At 66.3% G+C, this 21,959-nt stretch carries 20 protein-coding genes; 13 read left to right on the plus strand and 7 right to left on the minus strand.

Translation table 11 applies throughout. The features are described 5' to 3' along the window. Window positions 1-217: 217 nt before the first annotated feature. The 3 genes from ACULPM_RS08390 to ACULPM_RS08400 all read right to left on the minus strand — a co-directional run bounded on the left by ACULPM_RS08390 (window position 218) and on the right by ACULPM_RS08400 (window position 2,585). Window positions 218-991 (minus strand): amino acid ABC transporter ATP-binding protein, encoded by a 774-nt coding sequence (locus ACULPM_RS08390; protein WP_417801548.1) that lies wholly within the window; start codon window positions 989-991, stop codon window positions 218-220. Then, window positions 984-1,637, minus strand: coding sequence for an amino acid ABC transporter permease (locus ACULPM_RS08395; protein ID WP_445332092.1), 654 nt, complete (start codon window positions 1,635-1,637; stop codon window positions 984-986). The genes ACULPM_RS08390 and ACULPM_RS08395 overlap by 8 nt, the downstream gene beginning before the upstream one ends. Before the next feature lie 84 nt (window positions 1,638-1,721). Beyond that, complete coding sequence (locus ACULPM_RS08400) at window positions 1,722-2,585, minus strand: transporter substrate-binding domain-containing protein (protein ID WP_417801546.1); 864 nt, start codon at window positions 2,583-2,585, stop codon at window positions 1,722-1,724. Window positions 2,586-2,890: 305 nt separating this feature from the next. Between ACULPM_RS08400 and ACULPM_RS08405 the strand changes: the two genes are divergently transcribed. Beyond that, window positions 2,891-3,466 carry a manganese efflux pump MntP gene (locus tag ACULPM_RS08405; protein WP_445332091.1) on the plus strand — a complete coding sequence of 192 codons (576 nt, stop codon included), beginning with the start codon at window positions 2,891-2,893 and terminating at the stop codon, window positions 3,464-3,466. A gap of 132 nt (window positions 3,467-3,598) precedes the next feature. Here ACULPM_RS08405 and yihA read toward each other — a convergent pair whose 3' ends face one another. Beyond that, window positions 3,599-4,189 carry a ribosome biogenesis GTP-binding protein YihA/YsxC gene (yihA, locus tag ACULPM_RS08410; protein WP_167930360.1) on the minus strand — a complete coding sequence of 197 codons (591 nt, stop codon included), beginning with the start codon at window positions 4,187-4,189 and terminating at the stop codon, window positions 3,599-3,601. Window positions 4,190-4,496: 307 nt separating this feature from the next. Here yihA and ACULPM_RS08415 point away from each other — a divergent pair, with 307 nt between their 5' ends. Beyond that, entirely contained in the window at window positions 4,497-5,312 is an 816-nt protein-coding gene (locus ACULPM_RS08415) for a fructosamine kinase family protein (RefSeq protein WP_445332117.1), read from the plus strand. A gap of 104 nt (window positions 5,313-5,416) precedes the next feature. Here ACULPM_RS08415 and ACULPM_RS08420 read toward each other — a convergent pair whose 3' ends face one another. The 3 genes from ACULPM_RS08420 to ACULPM_RS08430 form a co-directional block, all read right to left on the minus strand. Then, complete coding sequence (locus tag ACULPM_RS08420) at window positions 5,417-6,613, minus strand: MFS transporter (protein WP_445332118.1); 1,197 nt, start codon at window positions 6,611-6,613, stop codon at window positions 5,417-5,419. Window positions 6,614-6,741: 128 nt separating this feature from the next. Beyond that, on the minus strand, window positions 6,742-7,986 hold the full coding sequence (locus ACULPM_RS08425; protein ID WP_445332119.1) for an AlbA family DNA-binding domain-containing protein: 1,245 nt from the start codon (window positions 7,984-7,986) through the stop codon (window positions 6,742-6,744). Window positions 7,987-8,156: 170 nt separating this feature from the next. Beyond that, window positions 8,157-10,277, minus strand: coding sequence for a HelD family protein (locus tag ACULPM_RS08430; RefSeq protein WP_445332120.1), 2,121 nt, complete (start codon window positions 10,275-10,277; stop codon window positions 8,157-8,159). Window positions 10,278-10,443: 166 nt separating this feature from the next. On the opposite strand from ACULPM_RS08430, the gene ACULPM_RS08435 reads away from it, so the two are divergent. The 11 genes from ACULPM_RS08435 (at window position 10,444) to ACULPM_RS08485 (ending at window position 21,933) form a co-directional block, all read left to right on the plus strand. Next, the gene (locus ACULPM_RS08435; RefSeq protein ID WP_417802112.1) at window positions 10,444-11,697 is read left to right on the plus strand and encodes an ATP-binding protein; all 1,254 of its coding nucleotides are present in this window, start codon (window positions 10,444-10,446) and stop codon (window positions 11,695-11,697) included. A 95-nt stretch (window positions 11,698-11,792) separates the two neighbouring features. Continuing rightward, entirely contained in the window at window positions 11,793-13,586 is a 1,794-nt protein-coding gene (locus tag ACULPM_RS08440) for a DUF2264 domain-containing protein (protein WP_445332121.1), read from the plus strand. 381 nt (window positions 13,587-13,967) lie between these two features. Next, a complete protein-coding gene (locus tag ACULPM_RS08445; RefSeq protein WP_445332122.1) occupies window positions 13,968-14,390 on the plus strand; it encodes a PTS sugar transporter subunit IIA in 423 nt (140 codons plus the stop codon). A 77-nt stretch (window positions 14,391-14,467) separates the two neighbouring features. Then, on the plus strand, window positions 14,468-14,944 hold the full coding sequence (locus tag ACULPM_RS08450; RefSeq protein WP_445332123.1) for a PTS system mannose/fructose/N-acetylgalactosamine-transporter subunit IIB: 477 nt from the start codon (window positions 14,468-14,470) through the stop codon (window positions 14,942-14,944). Window positions 14,945-15,028: 84 nt separating this feature from the next. Next, on the plus strand, window positions 15,029-15,925 hold the full coding sequence (locus tag ACULPM_RS08455) for a PTS sugar transporter subunit IIC (RefSeq protein WP_445332124.1): 897 nt from the start codon (window positions 15,029-15,031) through the stop codon (window positions 15,923-15,925). Beyond that, window positions 15,918-16,781 (plus strand): PTS system mannose/fructose/sorbose family transporter subunit IID, encoded by an 864-nt coding sequence (locus ACULPM_RS08460; RefSeq protein WP_445332125.1) that lies wholly within the window; start codon window positions 15,918-15,920, stop codon window positions 16,779-16,781. The genes ACULPM_RS08455 and ACULPM_RS08460 overlap by 8 nt, the downstream gene beginning before the upstream one ends. Window positions 16,782-16,859: 78 nt before the next feature. Beyond that, a complete protein-coding gene (locus ACULPM_RS08465) occupies window positions 16,860-17,516 on the plus strand; it encodes a hypothetical protein (RefSeq protein ID WP_445332126.1) in 657 nt (218 codons plus the stop codon). Further along, complete coding sequence (locus tag ACULPM_RS08470; protein WP_445332127.1) at window positions 17,497-18,648, plus strand: glycoside hydrolase family 88 protein; 1,152 nt, start codon at window positions 17,497-17,499, stop codon at window positions 18,646-18,648. Before ACULPM_RS08465 ends, ACULPM_RS08470 begins: the two co-directional genes overlap by 20 nt. Further along, window positions 18,642-19,490: an HAD family hydrolase gene (locus ACULPM_RS08475; RefSeq protein ID WP_445332128.1), complete on the plus strand. Its 849-nt coding sequence runs from the start codon at window positions 18,642-18,644 to the stop codon at window positions 19,488-19,490. Before ACULPM_RS08470 ends, ACULPM_RS08475 begins: the two co-directional genes overlap by 7 nt. After that, complete coding sequence (locus ACULPM_RS08480) at window positions 19,487-21,133, plus strand: family 43 glycosylhydrolase (RefSeq protein WP_445332129.1); 1,647 nt, start codon at window positions 19,487-19,489, stop codon at window positions 21,131-21,133. The genes ACULPM_RS08475 and ACULPM_RS08480 overlap by 4 nt, the downstream gene beginning before the upstream one ends. Then, window positions 21,133-21,933: a DUF7402 domain-containing protein gene (locus ACULPM_RS08485; RefSeq protein ID WP_445332130.1), complete on the plus strand. Its 801-nt coding sequence runs from the start codon at window positions 21,133-21,135 to the stop codon at window positions 21,931-21,933. The genes ACULPM_RS08480 and ACULPM_RS08485 overlap by 1 nt, the downstream gene beginning before the upstream one ends. The last annotated feature ends 26 nt before the right edge of the window (window positions 21,934-21,959 follow it).

A 21,959-nucleotide genomic window follows, 5' to 3' on the forward strand; every position in this document is an offset into this window, starting at 1 on the left:
TGCGCAATCTGGGTTTTCCGGAAACATGCGATTGCGCGTTCTTCTCGCCATGCGCAACTCGGCTTTTTTGGTCAAATACGCGGGACTTTCCCGTTTACGCATGCTCCAGCAATGCGTAACTCAAGAAAACCGGTAAGGAGAGGACGCGTAATCGCGCGTTTCCGGAAAACCGAGGTTGCGCGTCCTCGTGCGCCGGTGGCCGGTTCCTTTCTCCGGCCTACCCCTCTCGCTGGGCGAGAAACGCCTTCGTGCGCTCCTCGCGCGGGTGGTCGATGACCTGCTCGGCCGGGCCCTGCTCCACGATCACGCCGCCGTCCATGAAGACGATGCGATCCGCGACCTCTCGCGCGAAGCCCATCTCGTGCGTGACGATGACCATGGTCATGTTCTCCGCCGCGAGCTCCTTGATGACGCGCAGGACCTCGGCCGTGAGCTCGGGGTCGAGGGCGCTCGTGGGCTCGTCGAAGTAGACGATGTCGGGGTGCATGGCGAGCGCCCGGGCGATGCTCGCGCGCTGCTGCTGGCCGCCCGAGAGCTGGCAGGGCACCTTGTCCTCGTTGCCGGCGAGCCCCATCTTGGCAAGAAGCGCCCGGGCCTCCGCCTCGGCCTCCGCGCGGTCGCGCCTCTGCACGCACACGGGCGCGTCCATGACGTTGCGCAGCACCGAGAAGTGCGGGAACAGGTTGTAGTTCTGGAAGACCAGGCCAAAGCGCTGGCGGGCCCGGGCGAGCACGTTCTTGTCGCCATACGCGCCCCCGCGGGCCACGGCGACGTCCTCGTAGGAGAGGTCGCCGTCGTCCAGGCGTTCGAGCAGCGTGAGGCAGCGCAGCAAGGTGGACTTGCCGCCGCCGGAGGGGCCGATGATGGCAATGACCTCGCCGGGGCTGACGGAGAGCGAGATGTCGCGCAGGACCTCCACGTCACCGAAGCTCTTGCGCGCGTGGTCGAGGGAGACCACCGGGCGCGCCTCGTTCTTCTCGACGCTAGTCATGGTAGTAGCTCAGCTTTCTCTCGATCTGCCCGGCCACGAAGTCGACGAGCAGGTTGAAGATCCAGTAGAAGGCCGCCGCGATGGCGAAGGGGAGCATGCTCACCTGGCTCGCCACGAGCTGCTTGGCCACGGTGAACATCTCGATGACGCCGATGGAGAAGGCGAGCGAGGTGTCCTTGACGAGCGTGATGACCTCGTTGGTCATGGACGGCATGATGCGCTTGACCACCTGCGGAAGCACGATGCGCACGAACGTCTGCGCCTTGGAGTAGCCGAGGACCTCGGCCGCCTCGTGCTGGCCGCGCGGGATGGACTGGATGCCGGAGCGGTAGATCTCGGCGAAGTAGGCGGCGTAGTTGACGATGAAGGCCACGATTGTGGCGTACCACTTGCTGTCGGTGGTGAGGCTGATGCCAAAGACGTAGTACGGCACGAAGTAGATGGCGAACATCTGCAGCATGAGCGGGGTGCCGCGCATGATGGAAATGTAGAAGCGGGCGAGAAGGGCGAGCGGCTTCACGCGGCTCATGCGGGCGAAGGCGACGAGCATGCCGAGGGGCAGCGACCCCAGCAGCGTGAAGGCGAATATCTGGAGGCTGACGAGGAATCCCTCGGCGAGCATCCCTGTCATGGTGAGCGTGTCCACGCTGCTCCTTTCACGACCAGGATGCCTAAAAGGGACCAGGCCCCTTTTAGGCATCCCTGGGAGGAACCTTTGGGTCGGGCGCCGCTAGGCGAGGCACCAGTTTTCGTAGGAGATGCCGTCCTCGGCGTACTTCTCGCAGAGCTCCTGGACGAAGCCATCCTCGTCCATGGCGCGCAGCGACTCGTTGACCGTCTCGGCTGTGGCGTCGTCGCCCTTCTTGAAGCCGACGGCGTAGTGCTCCTCGGAGAGGAATTCGTCGAGCTGGACGTAGGCGTCGGGCTTGGCGGCGAGCTGGTAGGCGGAGATGGAGAGGTCGCAGGCCACGGCGTCGACGGCGCCGGACTCGAGCTGCATGAAGGCGGTGTTGTAGTCGCCGATGGTCTCGAGGCTGGCGAAGGTGGCGGCGAGGTCCGCCTGCGTGGCGTCATCCCCGGCGAGCACGTTGTAGGCGGCGGAGTCGACCTGCGTGATTACGGCCTTGCCGGCGAGGTCGTCAAAGCTGGCAATGCCGGAGTCGGCGCGCGCGACGATGACCTGGCCGTTGATCATGTACGGCTCGGAGAAGGTGTAGTCGTCCTCGCGGCCCTCCATGGTGAAGCCGTTCCAGATGCAGTTGATGGCTCCGCTGTCGAGCAGGGTGTCCTTGGCGTCCCAGTCGATGGCCTCGAGCTGGACCTCCCAGCCGTTGCGGCTGGCGACCTCCTGGGCGAGCTCGAGGTCGAAGCCGGTGTACTCGCCGTCGTCGCCGACGTAGCCGTAGGGCGGGTAGGAGGAGTCAAAGCCCACGATGAGGGTGCCGGTGTCCGCGGCTCCGGTGCCGGCGGCCTCGGCCGAGGGGTCCGCGGCGTCGTCGGAGCTGGCGGGGGTGCCTCCGCAGCCGGCGAGCGCGGCGACGGACAGGGCGGAGAGCGAGGTGAGAATGAACGACCTTCTGTTCATGGCGGTCATGGCGGTTCCTCCCGGTTTGGTGCTTCCCGGCTGGGCCGGTACTTTACTCTGCTAAAGCAGGGATGAATATACGCTTTAGCGCGATGGAGTACAAGGAGGGTGGTCGTCGGTTTTCAGGTTGGTAACAGAGCGGCTGTGGTATGATGGCGCCTCACGAGGGAGTAGTGGCACGCCGCGTGCGGCGTGTGGTGCGTCAACACGCTGGCCGCAGGGCCTGGCGCGCCTTAATCAACGAGACTCGCGACGAGGGTGAGGGGCCCTCGTCGCGAGTCTTTTTATTTGACGCTGAGACGAGAGGGGACGTCATGGGTATTGTCGAGCTGCTTCTCATCGCCGTTGGGCTGTCCATGGACGCGTTTGCCGTCTCCATCTGCCGAGGCCTGGGGATGCGGAGGCTCAACCTGCGGACTGCCGCCGTGCTGGCCCTCTTCTTTGGTGGGTTTCAGGCGCTGATGCCGCTCGTCGGGTGGGCTCTCGGCAGCCAGTTCATGTGGCTCATCGAGCCGGTGGACCACTGGGTGGCGTTTGTCCTGCTCGCGTTCATCGGCGGCAAGATGCTCTGGGAGGCCTTCCACGAGGAGGACGACTGCTGCGGCTGCGAGGACACGAGTGGAATTGACCTGCGGGAGTATCTCGTGCTGGCGGTGGCCACCTCGATTGACGCGCTGGCGGCGGGAATCTCGTTCGCGGCGCTTGCCGTGGACATCGTCCCGACGGTCGCCCTCATCGGCGTCATCACGTTTTGCCTCTCGTTTGCCGGGGTCGCGGTGGGCCACTACTTCGGCGCGCGCTACGAGAAGCCCGCAAGCATCGTCGGCGGCGTGGTGCTCATCCTCATTGGCCTCAAGGTCCTCCTCGAGCACCTCGGGATATTGGTATAGCGCAGTTGCTATCGTCCCGTACGGCGTGCCACTGGCGTCAGGTTTGTTTGGCGCGCGGTCCGCGCGCCAAACAAACCTGACGCCAGTGGCACGCCCGCCCCAGATCCCTGAGAGGAACAGCCCGTCCCCGAATCAAAGACACGCGTCGGCGATGCGGCGACGCAGGTCGTCGATGCCCTGACCGGTTTCCGAGGAGGTCACGACCACCTGGTTGCGCTCGATGCCGAGCTGCCGTGCGATGGCAGCTGCCTGCTGCGTCTGCTTGGAGCGCCCGAGCTTGTCGGCCTTGGTGAGCGCCACCACGAAGGGAAGGCCGCTCTCGCGCAGGAAGCCCACCATCTCGTGGTCGAGCCGCTGGGCGTCATGCCTGATGTCGACGAGCGCAATCACGAGGTTGAAGCTGCGCTCCTGCGCAAAGTAGCCGGAGATGAGGTCCGCCCAGCGCTGCTTCTCCTTCTGGGACACCTTGGCAAAGCCGTAGCCGGGCAGGTCGACGAAGCGGATGCCGTCCACCTCGAAGAAGTTGATGTTCGCCGTCTTTCCCGGCGTGCTTGAGACCTTAACGAGGCCCTTTCGGTTGAAGAGCTTGTTGAGCAGGGAGGACTTGCCAACGTTGGAGCGGCCGGCAACCGCGACCTCGGGCGTGGTCGACTCGGGAAGCTGCGCCACGGTGCCATAGGAGGCCTCGAAGCGTGCGGTCTGGTAGTTGATGCTGCCGGCCATGACGGTCCTTTCTCGATGCGACGCGATGACCCATTGTACTTTGAGCCAGGCGCCGTCTGACTGTGCAGTCAGGGGGATAGTGCGAAGAAACACGGCTCTGGGATGCAATCGGGGGGATAGTGGGAAGGTGTTTTGCCCTCTCGCGAAGTAGGGGCCGAAGGCGCAACTGGCCTTTTGCAGGGAGGACGTCCGTCCCGGATGCAAATTCGGGCCTCGAAGCCATAGAATGGCTTCACACTATCCCCCTGATTGCACAAGCCGCGTCAAGTTTTTCGCACTATCCCCCTGATTGCGCAGAGGAGGCCTCATGGGAAACGGCACCTTCGTCAAGACGGCCGGCTTCGGCGACAACCTGCCGGGCGAGGCGGCCGCCCTGCGCTGGCTCGCGGAGGCGGAGCCGCTCGGCGGCATCCGCGTCGTGCGCGTGCTGAGCGTGACGGAGGAGGAGCTCGTCGAGGAGCGCGTCGAGACGGGCGCCCCCTCGGCGTCGGCCGCCCGCAGGATCGGTGCGGCGCTCGCCCGGACGCATGCGGCCGGCGCGCCCTGGTTCGGCTGCGCCCCCGCGGGGTGGTCGGGCGACCCGTGGTGCGGCCGGGCGCGCACCCCCTATGTCTCGCGTGATGGCGCGTCGGATGCCTGGGGCCCGTTCTTTGCCGAGCACCGCATCATGAACTACGTGCGCGTCCTCGTTGACCGAGGGGACTTCGACAACGGGGAGGCCGCGGTGCTAGAGCGGGTGGCTGGACGGCTCGCTTCGGGGGAGTACGACGCCCCGCAGCCCGCGCTCGTGCGCGCGGCGGGCCTCCCGTGCGCCCGGCTGCACGGAGACCTCTGGGCGGGGAACGTGCTTTGGGATGCAGGGCGTGACGCGCCCACCGGAGGTGTCCTCATCGACCCGATGGCCTACGGTGGCCATGCCGAGACCGACCTCGCGATGCTCGCGCTCTTTGGCTATCCGTTCCTCGACGAGGTGATCGCGGGATACGACGAGGTGTCGCCCCTTGCGGACGGATGGCGGGAGCGGGTGGGCATCCACCAGCTGGCGCCGCTGCTCCTGCACTGCGTGCTCTTCGGCGGCTGGTATCTCGCCGAGACCATGGCGGTGGCGCGGCGCTACGCATGACCCTCAGCCGGGAATAGCATGCATTCTGCCCGGCGAGGACGGGATGCGCCCAGTTGGCGAGAAGAACCTCGCGCAGAATGCACGCTGAGCGGCGCCTGCCCCGCCTATGCGCGTCCGCGCCGCGCGAGCGCCCACGTGCTGATGACGGTCTGGGCCACGAGCGCGACGCCGGCGCAGGTCCAGAGCGCGAGGTAGCCGCCGGTGCCGATGGCGATCTGCCCGAGCACGGACCCCACGCCGCCGCCCGCAAATACGCCGAGGCCGATGAGCCCCGTGCAGAGCCCCGTCTGGGACGGGTCAACGTCCATCGAGAGCGAGACGAGCGTGGGCTGGACGAGGATGTACCCGAGTCCCAGGCAGGCAGCGGCGCCGAGCGCGGGGGCCCACGAGCCGGTCAGCGCGGACGCGGCGAGGAGGATGACGGCGCAGAGCCCCGAGACCTCGCCCACCTGAATCACGCGCAGCAGGCCACCGCGCGCGCCGATGCGGCCCGAGATGGTTCCGCCCACGAGGCAGGCGATGCCGTAGAACATCATGAGCAGGCCGGAGGCGGTGGGGGAGAGTCCGCACCGCTCTGCGAGGAACGTCCCCATGAAGCCATAGACGCCGAGGTAGATAATGCCGGTCGAGCAGGCGGTGAGGTAGATTGCGCGCCCCTGCCGGAAGAAGAGGCGGACGGCGCGCTCGAGGAAGTCCCGAGCCTCGCCCAAGGGCGAGCGCTGTCCCTCGGCCGGGGGCAGGGCCTCGGCAATTCCGCGCAGGCGCAGCAGGCCAAGCCATGCGAGCAGCCCGAGCACGCCAAACGAGACAAAGGCCGCCCGCCAGCCCACGAGGTCCGTGATGATGCCGCCGAGCCCCGCGGAGAGCCCCTGCCCGGTGAAGGTGATGCCCATGAGCAGGCCGACGGCGCCGGCTCGCTCCTCGGCTGGGACGACGTCGCCGACGAGCGCCTGCGAGACCGATATGATGCCTGCCGCAAAGCAGCCGGTGAGGATTCGCGCCGCCACGAGAAGCTCGAGCGTCGGGGCGGCGGCGCACACGACCGTGCTTATCGCCAGCCCCAGGACGATGACGCGCAGCAGCCTCTGGCGACCGACGCGGTCCCCGATGGCGCCGCAGACCGGCTGAAGCATGCCGTAGGGGACGAGGTACGCCGTGAGCACCACGGCAGCGACGGACGGCGCCACGGCGAGCGTCTGGGCGATTGCGGGCAGCGCTGGCGAGACGAACCAGTTGTCCGCCGCCGAGACCAGCCCGCAGAATCCCAGCGTGACGACGACGCCCCTCTGATTGACCGTCATGGGTTCCCCTCTCCAGCGCTCATTTTCGACAGTCAACCATAACGCAACGCGCGCCGCTGGCGTCAGGTTTGTTTGGCACGCCGGGGCGGCGTGCCAAACAAACCTGACGCCAGCGGCGCGCGTTGCGCTCAGGACGTGCGGAGCAGCGCGTCCACGAGGGCGTTGTCCTCCGGGTCGGGCGACCCCAGCGGCAGGCCGCACGCCTCGAAGAAGTGGCTGCCGGCGAACTGCCGCGCGCGGAAGGTGTCGTGCGCGCCGTCATCGAGATAGCGGACGCGCGAGAGGCAGTCGGTCGTGGCGCAGTAGAGCACGCCATGGCGCTCGGCGTAGGCGAGGTAGGTCTCGTCGTTCGACCAGAGGGTCACTCCCGCCATGTTCTCAAGCTCGTACGCCACGGCGTACTCGCGCCACGCGATGCCCCGGGCGCGCGCGTAGCGGTCGAGCAGCGAGGCCATCCTCGTCACGCGGCCGAGGGTCGCGGGCGCGTCAATGAGCTGGGCGTCCACGGCAGGTGGGAAGAGCGCGCGCGATGCCAGCACGCCGAGGGCGGCCTCGCGCTCCTCGCCGGCGAGAAGAACGGCGGGCACCGAGAGCTTGATCGACTCGTCCGGAAAGAGCTCGATGGCGGAGTGCGGGACCACCGTCTCGTCACGCGCCGGGATGCGGAAGACGAGGCTGTCGTGCGCGTGCTGGACGCGGCAGCCGAGCCCCTGGCGCGCGAAGGCGCGGCGCATGGCCCGGGCGTGCTCGCCGTCCTTCTCGCGCGAGAAGGAGTCGCCGGTCATGCGGCCCATGCGGAAGAGGTAGAGGTTGAAGAGCGGCAGTCCGTCGTCTCCCATGGGGTAGTGGACGGTCCGCTTGCAGAACATGCGGACCTCGAGGCGCCGGCGCGTGGCCTTGTCATAGAGGTCGACGAGCGCGGTGCCGGCGGCGGGCCCCGAGGTCGAGCCCTCGCGGATCTCAACGACGCCGTCCGCCACGTAGGGAGGGAAGTCGCCTTCGAAGACCTGAACGAGGATGACGCCCTGATTGGGTGCGGCCGGGTCGGGCACGAAGCGCGCGTCGAAGCGCGGGGCGGGGGAGACGTGGCGCCGACAGAGCTCGCCGATGGTCTGGCTGACGTCGGCCTTGGGGCGCGGCACCGGGCAGACGTCCTTCTCGGCATCCGAGACGCCGATGACGAGCCAGCCGCCGCGTGAGTTGGCGAACGACGCCACCACCTTGGGAATTTTCCTGCGCACGCTTGGCGAGAAGGACTGCTTGAACTCTAGGGCAAAGCCTTCCTCGTAGTCCGCGAGCTGCGCGAGGTCGGCGTACTCCACGTCCGCGAGCTCCTTGGGCATGCCCTGCCTATCACGAAACGGGCTGAACATGGGGCCTCCTAGGGGGACGGCGCCATTCCGCTGATGGTGGTGTCACAAGCAGCGTAGCACGTTCTTGGCGTGTTAAGGGGGCTGTGCCGCTGGCGTCAGGTTTGTTTGGCGCGCCGCCTCGGCGTGCCAAACAAACCTGACGCCAGTGGCACAGACCCGACACCAGCGCGTTAGCCCAGCAGCGGCGTGAGCGGGCCCTGGGCGAGCACGGTCACGCGGTGCATCGCGCGGGAGAGCGCGGTGTAGAGGCGCCGGCGCGCGAGCGGGGTGTCCGGGTAGACCTCGGCCTGCGCGTCGGGCACGATCACGTGGTCGAACTCCAGCCCCTTGGCCACGCGCAGAGAGAGCAGCACCACGCCGGAGGCGGGCAGATCGGAGTTCTTGCCCATCACGCAGACGGCGTCTCCGAGCTGCTTTGCAAGCCAGCTCACGCGCGCGTCCGACTCGGCGATGACGGCCGTGAGGCCCTCGCCGGGCTCCGCCACGGCGGCTCGCAGCGCCTCGAGGTAGGCGCCCTTCTCGTCAAACGCCCGGACGTCGGGCTTGACGCCGGCGCGCTGCACGGAGGTGAGGCGCCTGCGCTCGTCCGGCTCCAGAAGGCCGCAGAAGAGCTCGGTGATTTCCGGCGAGGAGCGGTAGCTCGTGAGCAGGCGGCACTCGTCCACGCTTCCATGGCTTGCGCGGAAGATCTCCGCGATCCGCGGGAACGTGGCCGTGCCCTCCATGATGGCCTGGTGCTCGTCCCCCAGGAGCAGGAAGTGCGCGCGCGAGAAGTGCCGCGCGAGCACCATGAGCTGGGCCTCGGTGTAGTCCTGAACCTCGTCCACCATGACGAAGCGCGCAGACTTGTCGCCGGTGCCGGTGAAGAGCAGCCGCAGGTAGAGCCACTCGGTCGCGGACAGGGCGTGCTGGCCGAGCAGGCGCATGCCGATGCGGTCGAAGCGGATCCACGAGAGGCGCTCGATCTCGTCGTGCGCGCCCGCGTAGCGCTGCTCCACGAGGCGGCGCGCGTAGGCGGCGACCTCGTCGTCATCGTCGGGGGAGATGGTCTCGCCGAAGACCTCCACCTGCTGCTCGACGTCCATCTCGAGCATCTCCTCCTGGACCTCGTCGCTCTTCGAGAGCTGCGTGAAGCGCCGCTCCAGCCGGTCGTGGAGCTCGTCCTTCACAAGAGCGGTGAAGCGGGGTCCGACGGGGAACTGCGAGAACTTTTCCGCCGCGCCCTGGACCTGGCCCGCCTTGAGGAGGACCTCCCCCGCGAAGCGGATCTCGCGCAGGTCGTCCGGCTCGAGCGCGAGCTCGGCGACGGTCTCGTCCAGGCGGCGCAGCGACTCCGGCGCGGTGTCCACCCCGAGGTCGCGCTCGCCCGCGCCCTGCGCCTCGACGAAGGCGCGCCAGGTGAACGTCTGCGGGTTGGCCTCGCCCATCGAGGGCAGGACCGTGTCGATGTAGTGCTCGAAGACGTCGTTGGGCGTGAAGAGCCAGACCTGGTCGGGCGAGAGGGTCTTGCGCTCCTGGTAGAGCAGGTAGGCGATGCGCTGCAGCAGCACAGACGTCTTCCCGGAGCCCGCGATGCCGTTGACCAGCAGCACGGGGACGTCCTCGTGGCGCACGACCTCGTTCTGCTCGCGCTGGATCGTGGCCGTGATGGCCTGGAGCTTCTCGGTGTGGTGCTTCTTGAGGGCGCCCAGCAGGAGCGAGTCCTGGATGGCGATGGTGGTGTCGAAGTAGGAGTTGAGCTGGTCGCGCACGATGTCGAACTGCCGGCGCAGGGTCAGGTTCACGGTGCGGACCTTGCCGTCCACCTCGTAGCTCGTGGGCCCCATCTCCTGGTTGTAGTAGGTCTCGGCGACGGGGGAGCGCCAGTCCACCACGAGCGGGCGGCTGCGCTCGTCGGTCATGCCCGCGGTGCCGATGTAGACGTCGCGCGGGGGGCGCCCCGGGCGCATCTCGAGCGTGACCTTGGCAAAGTAGGGCTGCATGAGCAGCAGCATCACGCGGCGGAGCTTGTCCACGTTGAAGTCGTGGTACTGGTTGTAGGCGTCGATGACGGAGTTCAGCGTCTCGATGGCGGCGAGCGTCTCGATGGTCTCGTCGGCGCCGCCGAAGTCCAGGCGCACCTCCTCGCTCATGGCGATGAGGTCCTGCTTGGCGCCCTGGTGGTTGGACTCCAGGTCCTGGGATATGTCGTCGCGGATCTTGAGGAGCTTGGCGTAGAGCTCCGTGAGGTGGGCCTGCTCCTGCTGGAAGATCGGGTCGTCGCCGTGGGCGACGTCGACGCTCTCGGGCATTGCGCTCCCTCCGTTGCGCGGAATATCGAGCTATCAATAATACGCCATCGCGCGGGAGGCGCGTATGCCTGAAGAAAAGACGATTTATAATTTCGTCCTCAAAGTATCAGTACGAAATGTAAAATCGTCTTACAATCGTGATGGAAGGCGTACGAAACGAGGAGCCATGGTCATTCGAGAGACGCCCACGACAGAGTTCAAGGAGGCGGTCACGCCGACGTTCCTCAAGACGGTGAGCGCGTTCGCAAACTACGGGACCGGGCGCATCGTTTTTGGCGTCAATGACAACGGGGTGTGCGTTGGCATTGACGACCCGGTTTCCTCGTGCCTGCGGATCGAGAACATGATCAATGACAGCCTCGACCCCATCCCCCGGTACGCGCTTGAGCCTGACGAGGCGGCGGGGACGGTGACGCTCACCGTCTACGAGGGCCCGGACAAGCCCTATCGGAGCAAGGGGAGGGCGTATCGGCGTGGAGACTCGGCAACGATAGAGGTCGACCGTCTCGAGTACGGCAGGCTGGTGCTTGAGGGGAGCAATCGGACATATGATGAGTTGCCGTCTGCCCGCCAGGACGTATCGTTTTCCCTGCTGGAGAGAAAGCTCTCAAAAAGCCTCGGCATCGAGGCCCTGAGTAGGGATGTCCTTCTCACGCTTGGCCTGCTTAACAAGGACGGGTACACCAACGCTGCCGCACTTCTTGCGGACGAGAACGACTTTCCCGGCGTCGACATCGTCAGGTTCGGGGATAGCGGGGACGTGATCTATGACCGAGAGACCCTCGTGGGAATCTCGGTGCTGGAGCAAATCGACCGAGCCGTTGAGATGTTCGTCCGCTATTACTGCTACGAGCGGGTGGAGGGGACCACAAGGAAGCTCCTGTCCCGCGTGCCGCGCGAGGCGTTTCGCGAGGCGCTGGCGAACGCCCTTGTCCACCGAACGTGGGACGTTCGGGCAAACGTTCAGGTTGCCCTGTACGAAAACCGCATTGTGGTGACGTCTCCTGGCGGGCTTCCCTCGGGCCTGACCGATGAGCAGTATCTCTACGGCCAGATCTCCCTGCTGAGAAACCCGGTGTTGGCGGAGGTGTTCTTCAAGCTCGATTACATCGAGAAGTTTGGTACGGGCATCACCCGAATCAGAAGGTCGTATCAGGGATCGGTTGCCCAGCCCGTCTTTGACCTGCGCGATGGCTTTATCTCGGTAACGCTTCCTGTCATGGATGCGTTCGAGGGAACCGAAGACGAGAGGAGCGTTCTCAAGACCCTCGGAGGGGGACGCGTCCTCGCGCGTCGGGCGATCGAGGATGAGGCGCACCTCAGTCGCGCGCGTGCGCTCGCGGCGCTTGACGCGCTTGTGTCAAAGGGGGCCGTGCTCAGGCTCGGTGAGGGGCGGGCAACAAGGTACGCACGGCCCTAGTTATATTCTGTCCGGCGGAAAGCGCGCCAGGACAGTACCGTCGTGCTATCGTGTGACTAAACGTTTACGAAAACCGAGACGCGGGAGGGACAGACATGACGCGGCGCCACCGGGACCTGAGCACGCGCGACGACCTGATCGCGTGGCTGCGCGACCTTCTGCCGGATCCGTACGCCTATCCTGCGACCTCGGGCTCGACCTACGACGAGGACATCCGGCGCTTCGAGTGGGCGGTCCGCCCCCTCTGGGCAATCTTCTCGCTCCTGGCGTCCGGCGAGTTTGACGAGAAGGACGTGGGGCCGTTCGTCAGGCGCATCAAGGACGGGCTCGATCCCGAGGGTCCGCTCGCCTTCCCGGAGCCCACGCTCCCGCGCCGTCAGATCATCGTGGAGATGGAGGTCTTCGGCTACGGCCTTCTCGTGTGCCCCGAGGAGCTTCTCTCGCGCCTCACCCCCGAGGAGCGCGACCGCCTGGTCGCCTGGCTGAACCTCGCCAACGGGGTGGACCTCCCGTGGGGCGGCTGGTTCTGCTCCCGTGCGCTCGTGAACGCGGGGCTCGCCGCGGCCGGACTGCCGTACGACGCCGAGCGTCTCGCCCTTGACCTGCGCTCGATCGAGTCGATGTACGCGGGCGACGGGTGGTACGAGAACGGCCGTCCGTTCCAGCGCGACCACTACATCGGCCTCTCCTTCCACTTCGTCCTCCTGCTGCTGCACCGGTTTGCGCCCGAGGCGTGCCCGCTGCCGGACGAGGAGGCCCGCGCCGCCGCCTTCGAGCGGGACTACGTCTCGTGGTTCGACCGGCAGGGCCGCTCCGTCCCGTTTGGGCGCAGCATCTTCTATCGCTTCGGGCACGGGTGCTTCTGGGCGGCGGAGGCCCTCACGGGGACGCACTCCCTGGGGCTCGGCGAGGTCAAGCGCCTGCTCCTGCAGCACCTGCGCTGGTGGCACGCGCACCTGATCCCGGCATCCGGCCCGCTGGCGCCCGGGTACGGCTATCCCAACCTCTCCCTCGTGGAGAACTACTGCTCGCCCGCCTCTCCCGCGCGCGCCCTTCGCGCGCTCGTGGTGCTGGCGCTCCCGCCCGCAGACGAGTTCTGGTCCGTCGCGGAGCGCGAGCCCGCGCGAGAGCCCGTGCGCGTGGAGCCGGGCCCCGGCGTCCTTGCCGTGAGCGGCCCTCACCACAGCTACCTGCTCTCCGCCACGCAGTTCGGCGGCCCCACGGTCTCGGGCGGGATGTCGCGCTACGGCAAGCTCTGCTACTCGTCCGCGTTTGGGTGGAACATCTCGCGCGACGTCTGCGGCCTCACCTACTTTGCCGTCGACTCGTGCCTGGCGCTCTCCGTCGCGGGGCTTGACCAGTACGCCTCGCGCGACCGCGTCGACATGGGGGAGGTGCGCGCGGGCTATGCCCACACCCTCTGGCGCTACGCGTCCATCGCGCAGGTGGAGACCTGGCTCATCCCGGTGAACGAGTCCACGCACGTGCGCATCCACCACGTCGAGTCGTCGAGCTCCCTCGACGTCTGCGAGGGGGCGTTCCCGCTCTTCGGGTGGAACCCCAAGGAGGACGCTCCCGAGGAGGAGCGCGACGGCGCCGTGCTGCTCTCGCGCGTGTCCGAGGCGGGCCGTCTCTGGCGCTCCGGCATCGTGGACGCGCGGGCGTGTGACGACACCCTCGAGCGCTCCGTCGAGGAGGCGGGGCTTGCCGACGCCATGCGCGGCGTCCTGTGGAGCGACCGCGACGCCGACGTTGTCCTCCAGGACCCCAACACCAACATCTACAGCTGCGAGCGGAGCGCCGTCCCCGTGCTGAGGGCGCGGATCACGGCGGGGACCACATGGCTCGCCTGCGTGGTCTGCGGCGAGCCGGGGTATCCGGCGGAGTGACCGGGGACGGCGCCCGGACTAGGTGCGCACCCGAGGCGGTTGCATGCCCTCGCCATCAGGCAAGGCGCGCGAACCGATTGGTTCGGGTGCGTGCCATGTCTCAGTGTGAGTGGACGGTCCGCCAGACTCATGAAGTAAACGATTTATCACGCTGTTTTTCACAAATGTATGCCATTCGAGTGGGAGACTTTGTTCGGTAGACGGTATAAAATCGCCGATAAACGGTGTATTAGCGGAAATATCTGCCACTAACCGTCTTTCCGAAAAAAGTTGTGCACAACGTTTGGTCCCTTGCTATAATGACCTCGTTTACTAAACCAGTTAGCAAAACATTACCAAAAAAGTTTGCTAGCGAGAAGGGCGCGGACGAAGGGAAGCTCGATGGACAAGCGCGTGGTTCTGGTCTCCCACAACAGGCTGGCGGAGGGTATGGCCGGCACCGTGAAGATGATCTTCGGCGCCGACGTTGACGCCCACTGCCTCACGCCGGACGGCAGCGTGGTCGAGCTCGGCAAGGCCGTGCGCGAGGGCGTGCTCGCCCACTCCGACGAGCAGACCGTCGTCGTGGCCGACATCCTGGGGGGCAGCGTCTGCAACCAGTGCCTCCAGGACCTCTACGGGATGGACAACGTCAAGATCGTGGCCGGCATGAGCCTGCCGCTGGTGATCGGCCTGCTCTCCGTCGACGGGGCGCTCACGGACGGGGACATCGAGCAGGCCATAGAGGACGCCCGCGCGACGACGCAGCTCGTCACGCTCGAGGTGGCGGATGACCCGGCGGACGCCGAGGACGACTTCTTCTAGGACCCGATCGGCTCGGCGGGGCCGGGCCGTGGAAGCTGAGCAGCCCAAACAGAAAGGTGGTACGCAAGATGATCAGCATGGCTCGCGTGGACGACCGACTCATCCACGGGCAGGTTGCCGTCAAGTGGTGCAAGGAGCTCGCCGTGACGCGCATCATCGTGGCGAGCGTCGCCATCGCCAAGAACGCACTGCAGGTGGCCGCTCTTAAGGCGGCGGCTCCGGAGGGAGTAAAAGCTGCTGTTGTTTCGACAGAGAAGGCCATTTCTCTCCTCTCGGATCCGCGCTCTCGAAATATGAAAATCCTTCTTATCTCAAATGACCCCCGCGACCTTCTTGCTGTGTTTGAAGGCATAGGGGAGCGTCCGGTCTTGGACATCGCGAACTACGGGCGAATTGGTGGCAACCTTGCCAGCAAGCAAAAGCTCTCCGAGTCCGTATACCTCACGGAAGACGACAAGGACGTCATAAAGAAGATTGCTCAGATGGGGGTTGAGGTCATTCATCAGGCGCTTCCCGGTGACGCTCGTCGCGACTTCATGTCGCTTATGGGTTAGGCGCATACGTAGTGTGCATCTGCGCCTGGCCAGCGCATGCGATAGCTCGACATTTATGTAGAGACAGGAAAGGTAGGTAGAGATATGGATCTTATGGGTCCCGCGCTCGTGGTTGGTTTATGCGCAGCGCTGTTCAAATTCTTGGACTGGTTCTTCTGGTCGCAACTCTCGCGTCCGATCTTCTGTGTCGCGTTCGAAGGTCTTCTGCTCTCTCTCGTTATGGGTCAGCCTGAGCTAGCGACGACGGGAATCCTTCTTGCTGCCCAGCTCGAGCTCGTCTTCATTGGCAACGTGAGCATGGGTGGTGTCATGCCCTCCGACTATTGCTTGGGCTCGCTGTTCGGCGGCGCCTTTGCAATGGTCCTTGGCCAGGACGTTGCCACGGCGATCACGCTCGCCGTGCCGATCTCCATGCTCGGGTCTGTGCTCTTCAACGTCATTGAGGTTGGTGTCTGTGCAATCGTTCCGAAGTTCGATGAGCTGCTCGACCAGCACAAGCTCAGCGCCTACAACGCCCTATGGTGGGGCCAGTTCGTGGTTTACCACCTCTGCTACTTCGTTTTCGGCTTCGTGTGCATCCTCGCCGGTGCCGATGCGGTTGGCGCGTTCGTTAACGCCCTCCCCGATTGGTTCACAAGTGGTATGACCGTCGCCTCGACCATGGTTCCTGCGCTCGGCCTCGCACTGCTCCTCAAGTCCCTGTACACGAAGGAGAGCATGCCCTGGTACTTCATCGGCTTCGGCCTGATGGCGTTCCTCACCTACACCTCGGCCACTGGCGCCACGCTGGGCGAGGACGGAGTGATTGCGCTCGCAACTTCTTCCTCCACGGTCATGACGCTCGTCGAGGTTGCCTTCTTCGGGTTCGCCATTGCCGCAATCATAATCTTTAAGGACCTGAAGGAGATTAAGGAGCGCAAGGCTGCTCCTGTGCTGAACTCTGCTTCCGATGACGAGAGTGAGGACTTCTTCAATGACTAACGTAGCTGCTACGACGGGGGCGACCCCCGTTCTGGATGGGCCGGCACAGAAGAAGACGCTGAGGCGAATAATCACGCGCAACTGGTGGCTGCTCTTCGTGAACTCCTACACCAAGCTTGAGGGCACCACGTTCGCTCACGTCATGATGCCGTTTCTCGAGGACATTTACGGCAAGGAGACTGACGAGTTCTACGACGCTATGAAGCGCCACTCCAACTTCTTCAACACCACGCCTATGATGAACCCGTTCATTTTGGCGCTCGTGGTGACCATGGAGTACGAGCGCAAGGCGGCACTCGACGCGGGCAAAGACTTCGACGACAACTCGATCGAGTCGCTCAAGGTTGCCCTCATGGGACCGTTTGCGGGCATTGGCGACTCCATTGCCGTTGGCGTGCTCCGCATTCTCACGACCGGCATCGCACTTGGCTTCTCCCAGCAGGGCCTGTGGCTCGGTCCCGTGCTGTTCCTGGTGGTGTACAACGTTCCGAACCTGCTGATTCAGTGGCTCATGGGCACGATGGGCATGAAGCTGGGCTCCGGATTTGTGGCCGAGGCGCTCGAGAGCGGCATGATTGCCTCCATTACGAAGGGGCTCAACGTGCTCGGTATGCTCATGGTCGGTGCCATGACCGCTTCCTTCGTCGGCTTCTCCACCTCGCTCGTGCTTGACATGGGTAACGGCGTGACCTTTGACCTCCAGTCGGTTCTCAACCAGATCATGCCAGGAATCCTCCCTCTGGGGCTCACGCTCCTGTGCTTTGCCTACCTGCGCAAGCACAACCGTCCCATGCTGCTCATGCTCATTCTGTTCGTGGCTGCCATTGCGCTGACCGCGCTTGGCGTCTGCGGTTAAGACTGGAACGCCTTTTGTCCGTCGGGCGCCGGGGCACGGTCTCGGCGCCCGACGTGACGTAACTCCCCGGAGGCATTGGTGAAAGACTTCGTACTCGCCGCCGCCCTGATTGCATTAGCGGCATTGGTCTGCTGGGTCGTGTCACTTTGTGTGCGCTCGCGTCAGTACGGAAGACTGAAGGAGCTCGTTTCGCGGGGAGACAGAGAGGGGTTCGCTTCTCTGAGGGACTCAAATGTTTCCCGGGCGACCGTCTCGCTCTACGCGCGCGAGCTTCTTACGCTGCAACTGCTCGGGAAATGCGGTACTGACAAGGAGGTCCGCGAACAGACGAACACTCTCATGAGGATGAGTCTGAACGACTCGCAGCGCTCTCAGGTGCTTGGCACGGCGTTTGAAATACTTGCTCGTCGGGAGGACGCCTCCCACTGCCGTCGCCTCCTCGATGAGATCGAGAGGGTCATGAGCTCGGAGGCGGCCCGGACTTATCGAATCTACTTCGACACAGTGCTCCAGGGAAAGACCTGCCATCGTGACGAGCTGGAGAAGCGCCTGTCCCAACTTGAGGGCGGTCCCGCTCGGAAGACGCGCGGTTATGTCGAGTATCTGCTCTCCAAGTGCTATGAGACGAGTGGGGACACGGCACGGGCGGAGGCCATGAGGGCGCGTGCCGCCCAGGACTACTCGGTGGGGCAGGAAGAGCTTGAGAGGAGCGTTGATGTTGCATCCTACGTTTAATCTGAGTCTCGATGATTGGAAGTGGGCGCGCAAGACCCGCGACAGGCTTCTTGAGCGCTTCTCCGCAGAGTGCGACCGCGTCGGCGACCGCATTCCCTACATCGCCGAGGACCACGTCTATAGGAAGGACTTGGGCGAGACGCCGGAGGACCTGATCTGGTGGACCAACGGCTTCTGGCCGGGCATCCTCTGGCAGTGCTACCACGTCACGGGGGACGAGAAGTACCTCGAGGCGGCACGCGGCGTCGAGGACCGGCTCGACGGCGCCTTCGACCGCTACACGGGCCTCCATCATGACGTGGGCTTCATGTGGCTCCTCTCAGCCGTGGCGGACTTTCGCCTCACGGGCAACGAGCGCAGCCTCGCGCGCGGCCTGCACGCCGCCCATCTCCTTGCGGGCCGCTACAACCCGCGCGGGCGCTTCATCCGCTCCTGGAACCGCGACCGCGCCGGATGGGTCATCGTTGACTCGATGATGAACATCCCGCTGCTCTACTGGGCGTCGGACGCCATCGGCGACCCGCGCTTCACCTACGTGGCGACCGACCACGCGGATACGGTCATGGCGAACACGGTGCGCGGCGACGGCTCCTGCAACCACATCATCGTGCTCGACCCCGCCACGGGAGAGCTCCTGGAGACCCCCGCGGGACAGGGCTTTGCGAGCGGGTCTGCCTGGAGCCGCGGCCAGAGCTGGGCGGTCTACGGGTTTGCGCTCAGCTACCGCCATACGGGCGACGAGCGCTACCTCGACTGCGCCAAGCGCGTGGGGCACTACTTCATAAGCCAGGTCGCGCAGACCGGCAACGTGGCGCTGCTCGACTTCCGCCAGCCCGCGGAGCCCGTGTACTGGGACGCGCTCGCGGGGTGCATCGCGGCCTGCGGCATGCTCGAGATCGCCCGCTCCTGCGAGGGGGCCGAGCGCGCGAGCTGGGTGGACTGGGCGGTCAAGATCCTGCGCGCCACCGACGAGCGCTTCTGCGACTGGGACGTCTCGCACGACGGCGTGGTCCAGATGTGCTCGGGGGCGTATCACTCCGAGAAGGACCGCCACGTTCACATGTGCTACGCGGACTACTACTTCCTCGAGGCGGTTCTCAGGCTCACGGGGGAGGACGTGCTCCTATGGTAGACGCTGGCCCCGCCGCCTCCCGCATCCGGCTCGTCTGCCTCGACCTCGACGGTACCCTCTGCAACAGCGAGAAGAACGTCTCGCGGGGCAACCGCGCGGCGCTCGCCCGCGCCTGCGAGGCGGGGCTCGCGGTGGCCATCGCGAGCGGACGGCACCCCCTCAACGTCTGCGCCCTCATGGACGACCTCGGCCTTCCCTATACGGCCGTCTGCCTCTCGGGTGCCTACGTCATGCTCGACGGGCGCGAGGTCTTCCGCCACGGCATCTCGCTCGAGTGCGCCGAGCGCGCCGTTGAGGTCGCCAGGCGGGCGGGCTGCTACATCTCCGTCTCGGGAGCGGACTTCAACCTCAACTCGGGAACTGTCACCCGTGCGGCGAGCGAGATGGCGGCGACGAGTCGCTACCAGGGGTGCGGGGGCTACGACGAGCTGCTGGGCGAGGTCCGCACCCGCTCGGGCGAGCTGCTCAAGTGCGCGCTCCACGCGGAAGACGACGAGAGCTATCAGGGGCTGCGCGCCCTTCTCGCCGGCGCGCTGCCGGAGGCCACGCTCGCACAGTCGGACGTCTGCTGGATGGACGTGACCGACGCCGGCTGCTCCAAGGCCGAGGGCATCTCCGCCCTCGCCCGCGCGATGGGACTCTCGCTTTCCGAGGTCGCGGCCGTCGGGGACGACGAGAACGACGTGGAGTCGATGGGCGTGGTCGGCCTTGGAATCGCAATGGGAAACGCCATCGAGCCGGTCCGCGATGCAGCGGACATGCTCGTCGCGGACAACGAGCACGACGGCGTGGCGGAGGCGATCGACGCCATCCTCGCCGCGCGGGAGGGAAGGGCATCATGAGCGTGAAGAATCCCGTGCTGCGCGGGTTCCATCCCGACCCGTGCCTCTGCGCGGCGCATGGGCGCTACTATCTGGCAACCTCGACCTTCCAATGGCTGCCGGGGGTCTCGCTGTACGTCTCCGACGACCTAGCCAACTGGGAGTGCGTGGGCGGCGCGCTCACGGGTCTTGACCTGCGCGGCGTTCCCGACTCCGCGGGCGTGTGGGCCCCCGACCTCACCTTTGACGAGGACTCCGGCCGCTTCTGGCTCACCTATACCGTCTGCCGCCAGATCGACGGCATCTTCAAGGACGTCTCCAACTACGTGGTCACCGCCGAGCGAATCGAGGGGCCGTGGTCCGAGCCGGTCTTCGTGAACGCCTCGGGCTTTGACCCGGGCCTCTATCACGAGGGCGGGCGCCACTACGTGGTGAACCCCCAGTGGGACCCGCGGCCGCTCCCGGGGCACCACCGCTTCAACGACCTCGTCATGCAGGAGTTCTCTCTCGAGGAGGGGCTCGTCGGCGAGCCGCGCGTGGTGCTCGGCAACGATGACGCGGTGAACTGGCTGCGCGAGGGCCCGCACGTGATGCGTCATGACGGCTGGTACTACATCACCTGCGCGGAGGGCGGCACGGGCCGGCGGCACCGCATCCGCATGGCGCGCTCGCGCGAGCTCTGGGGCCCGTACGAGGTCTGCCCCGAGCCGCTCGTGTGCTCGTGGTGCGCCGAGACCCCGCTGCGCAAGGCGGGGCACGGCAACTTCGTCGAGGGTCCGGGCGGCCAGTGGTACGTCTGCCATCTGACGAGCCGCTACCTGCCGCGCCGTGACGGCACGCCGCACGTCTTCGACGAGCACGAGGACGGCCTCTCGCCGCTCGGGCGCGAGACGGCGCTCCAGCCCGTGGTGTGGGTTGACGGATGGCCTCGCCTCGCCTCGGGCGGCATCGCCCCCCAGGTGGACGCGGTCCCCGGGGCTGTCGACAGGCCCCGCCGCTCGTATGAGACCTCGTTTTCTTCCGAGGGCGGCCTCGCGCGTCTCTGGCGTGAGGAGTGGCTCGCCCCGCGCGCCATCGACCCCGCGCGCATGGGGCTTGCGGGCGAGGGGCTCGTCCTCTCGGGCGGGGACTCCCCGAGCTCCCTCTTTGACCGCTCGGCCCTCGTGCGCCGCGTGACGAGCTTCTCGTGGCACGCGGAGACGACGCTGTCCTTCTCGCCCGCGCACTACAACCAGAGCGCCGGCCTGATCTGCGAGTACGACGCTCGGGCCTTCGTCTACCTCTCGCTCGGCTGGGACGAGGCGGCGGGCATGCGTGCGATCGACGTGCTCGCGTGCGACAACGGGTCGTTCTCGATGCCGCTCGGCGATGCCGCCCGCGTGCGCGTGCCCGACGACGTGCGCGAGGTCACGCTGGCAGTCGACGTGCGCGCGTACGACCTCATGCTCTCCTACGCATATGACGGGGGTGCCCTGGCGCCCGTGCTCGGGCAGGACGGCGCGCCTGTCGTGCTGGATGCGTCGACGATGTCCGACGAGCACGTGAGCGGCTGGTCCTACACCGGCACCGTCGTGGGCGTGACGTGCGTGGACTGCTTTGACAAGACCGCCTGCGCGACCTTCTCGCGCTTCTCCTATGCGGACGTCGAGGGGAGTGACGTGTGATGGGCGCGCTCTCCCTCTCCGTCGTCTCGGCCAACGGGGCCGTCCGTCACGTCTCGACGGGCGAGGACGCGGTCACGCTCTCGTGGCGCGGTGCCTACGAGCCGGGAGATCGCCTCGTGGTGGAGTGTGCCGAGAGCCGGGCGCACCTCGTGATGCGCCTTGACGTCTGCCTCGCCGAGAGCCGCGTGCTGCTTGTGGGCGGACGCTTTGAGCTCCCCGTCCCGGAGGCCGACGAATGCTGCCCCTACGGCAAGGGGTGGGCGTTTGCCGACGAGCGCCACTGGGCCTACGTGCGCAGGGAGGACCCCCGCGAGGCGGCGTCCTGGCGCAACCTCGCGCTCAACGCACACGACCTTCGCCTTGCCGACGGGGCGGCGCCCACGCTCTTCCCGCACGCGAGCACCAACGTCATCTGCGACAACCCGCAGTTCTGGGCGAGAAACGCCATCGACGGCATCTTCGAGACCGCGGGGCACGGCTCATGGCCGCACGAGTCCTGGGGCATCAACGGCAACCCGGACGCGTGGCTGCGCGTGGACTTCGGCGAGCCGGTCGTGGCCGACGAGCTCGCCCTCTACCTGCGCGCGGACTTCCCGCACGACACCTGGTGGCGCTCGGCCCGCCTCGAGCTCTCCGACGGTCGCGCGATTGACCTCGAGCTTGCCCGCATGGGCGGGCGCCAGTCCTTCTCGCTGGGCGGGCGCACCATCCAGTGGCTGCGCCTCTCTCGCCTCGAGCGTGCCGAGAGGGACGGATTCCCCGGACTCTCCCAGGTCGAGGTCTGGGGCCGCAGGGCATAGCCCCCTCATTCCCATGTCACAAAGCG

It is taken from the genome of Thermophilibacter sp. ZX-H3 (assembly GCF_052599055.1).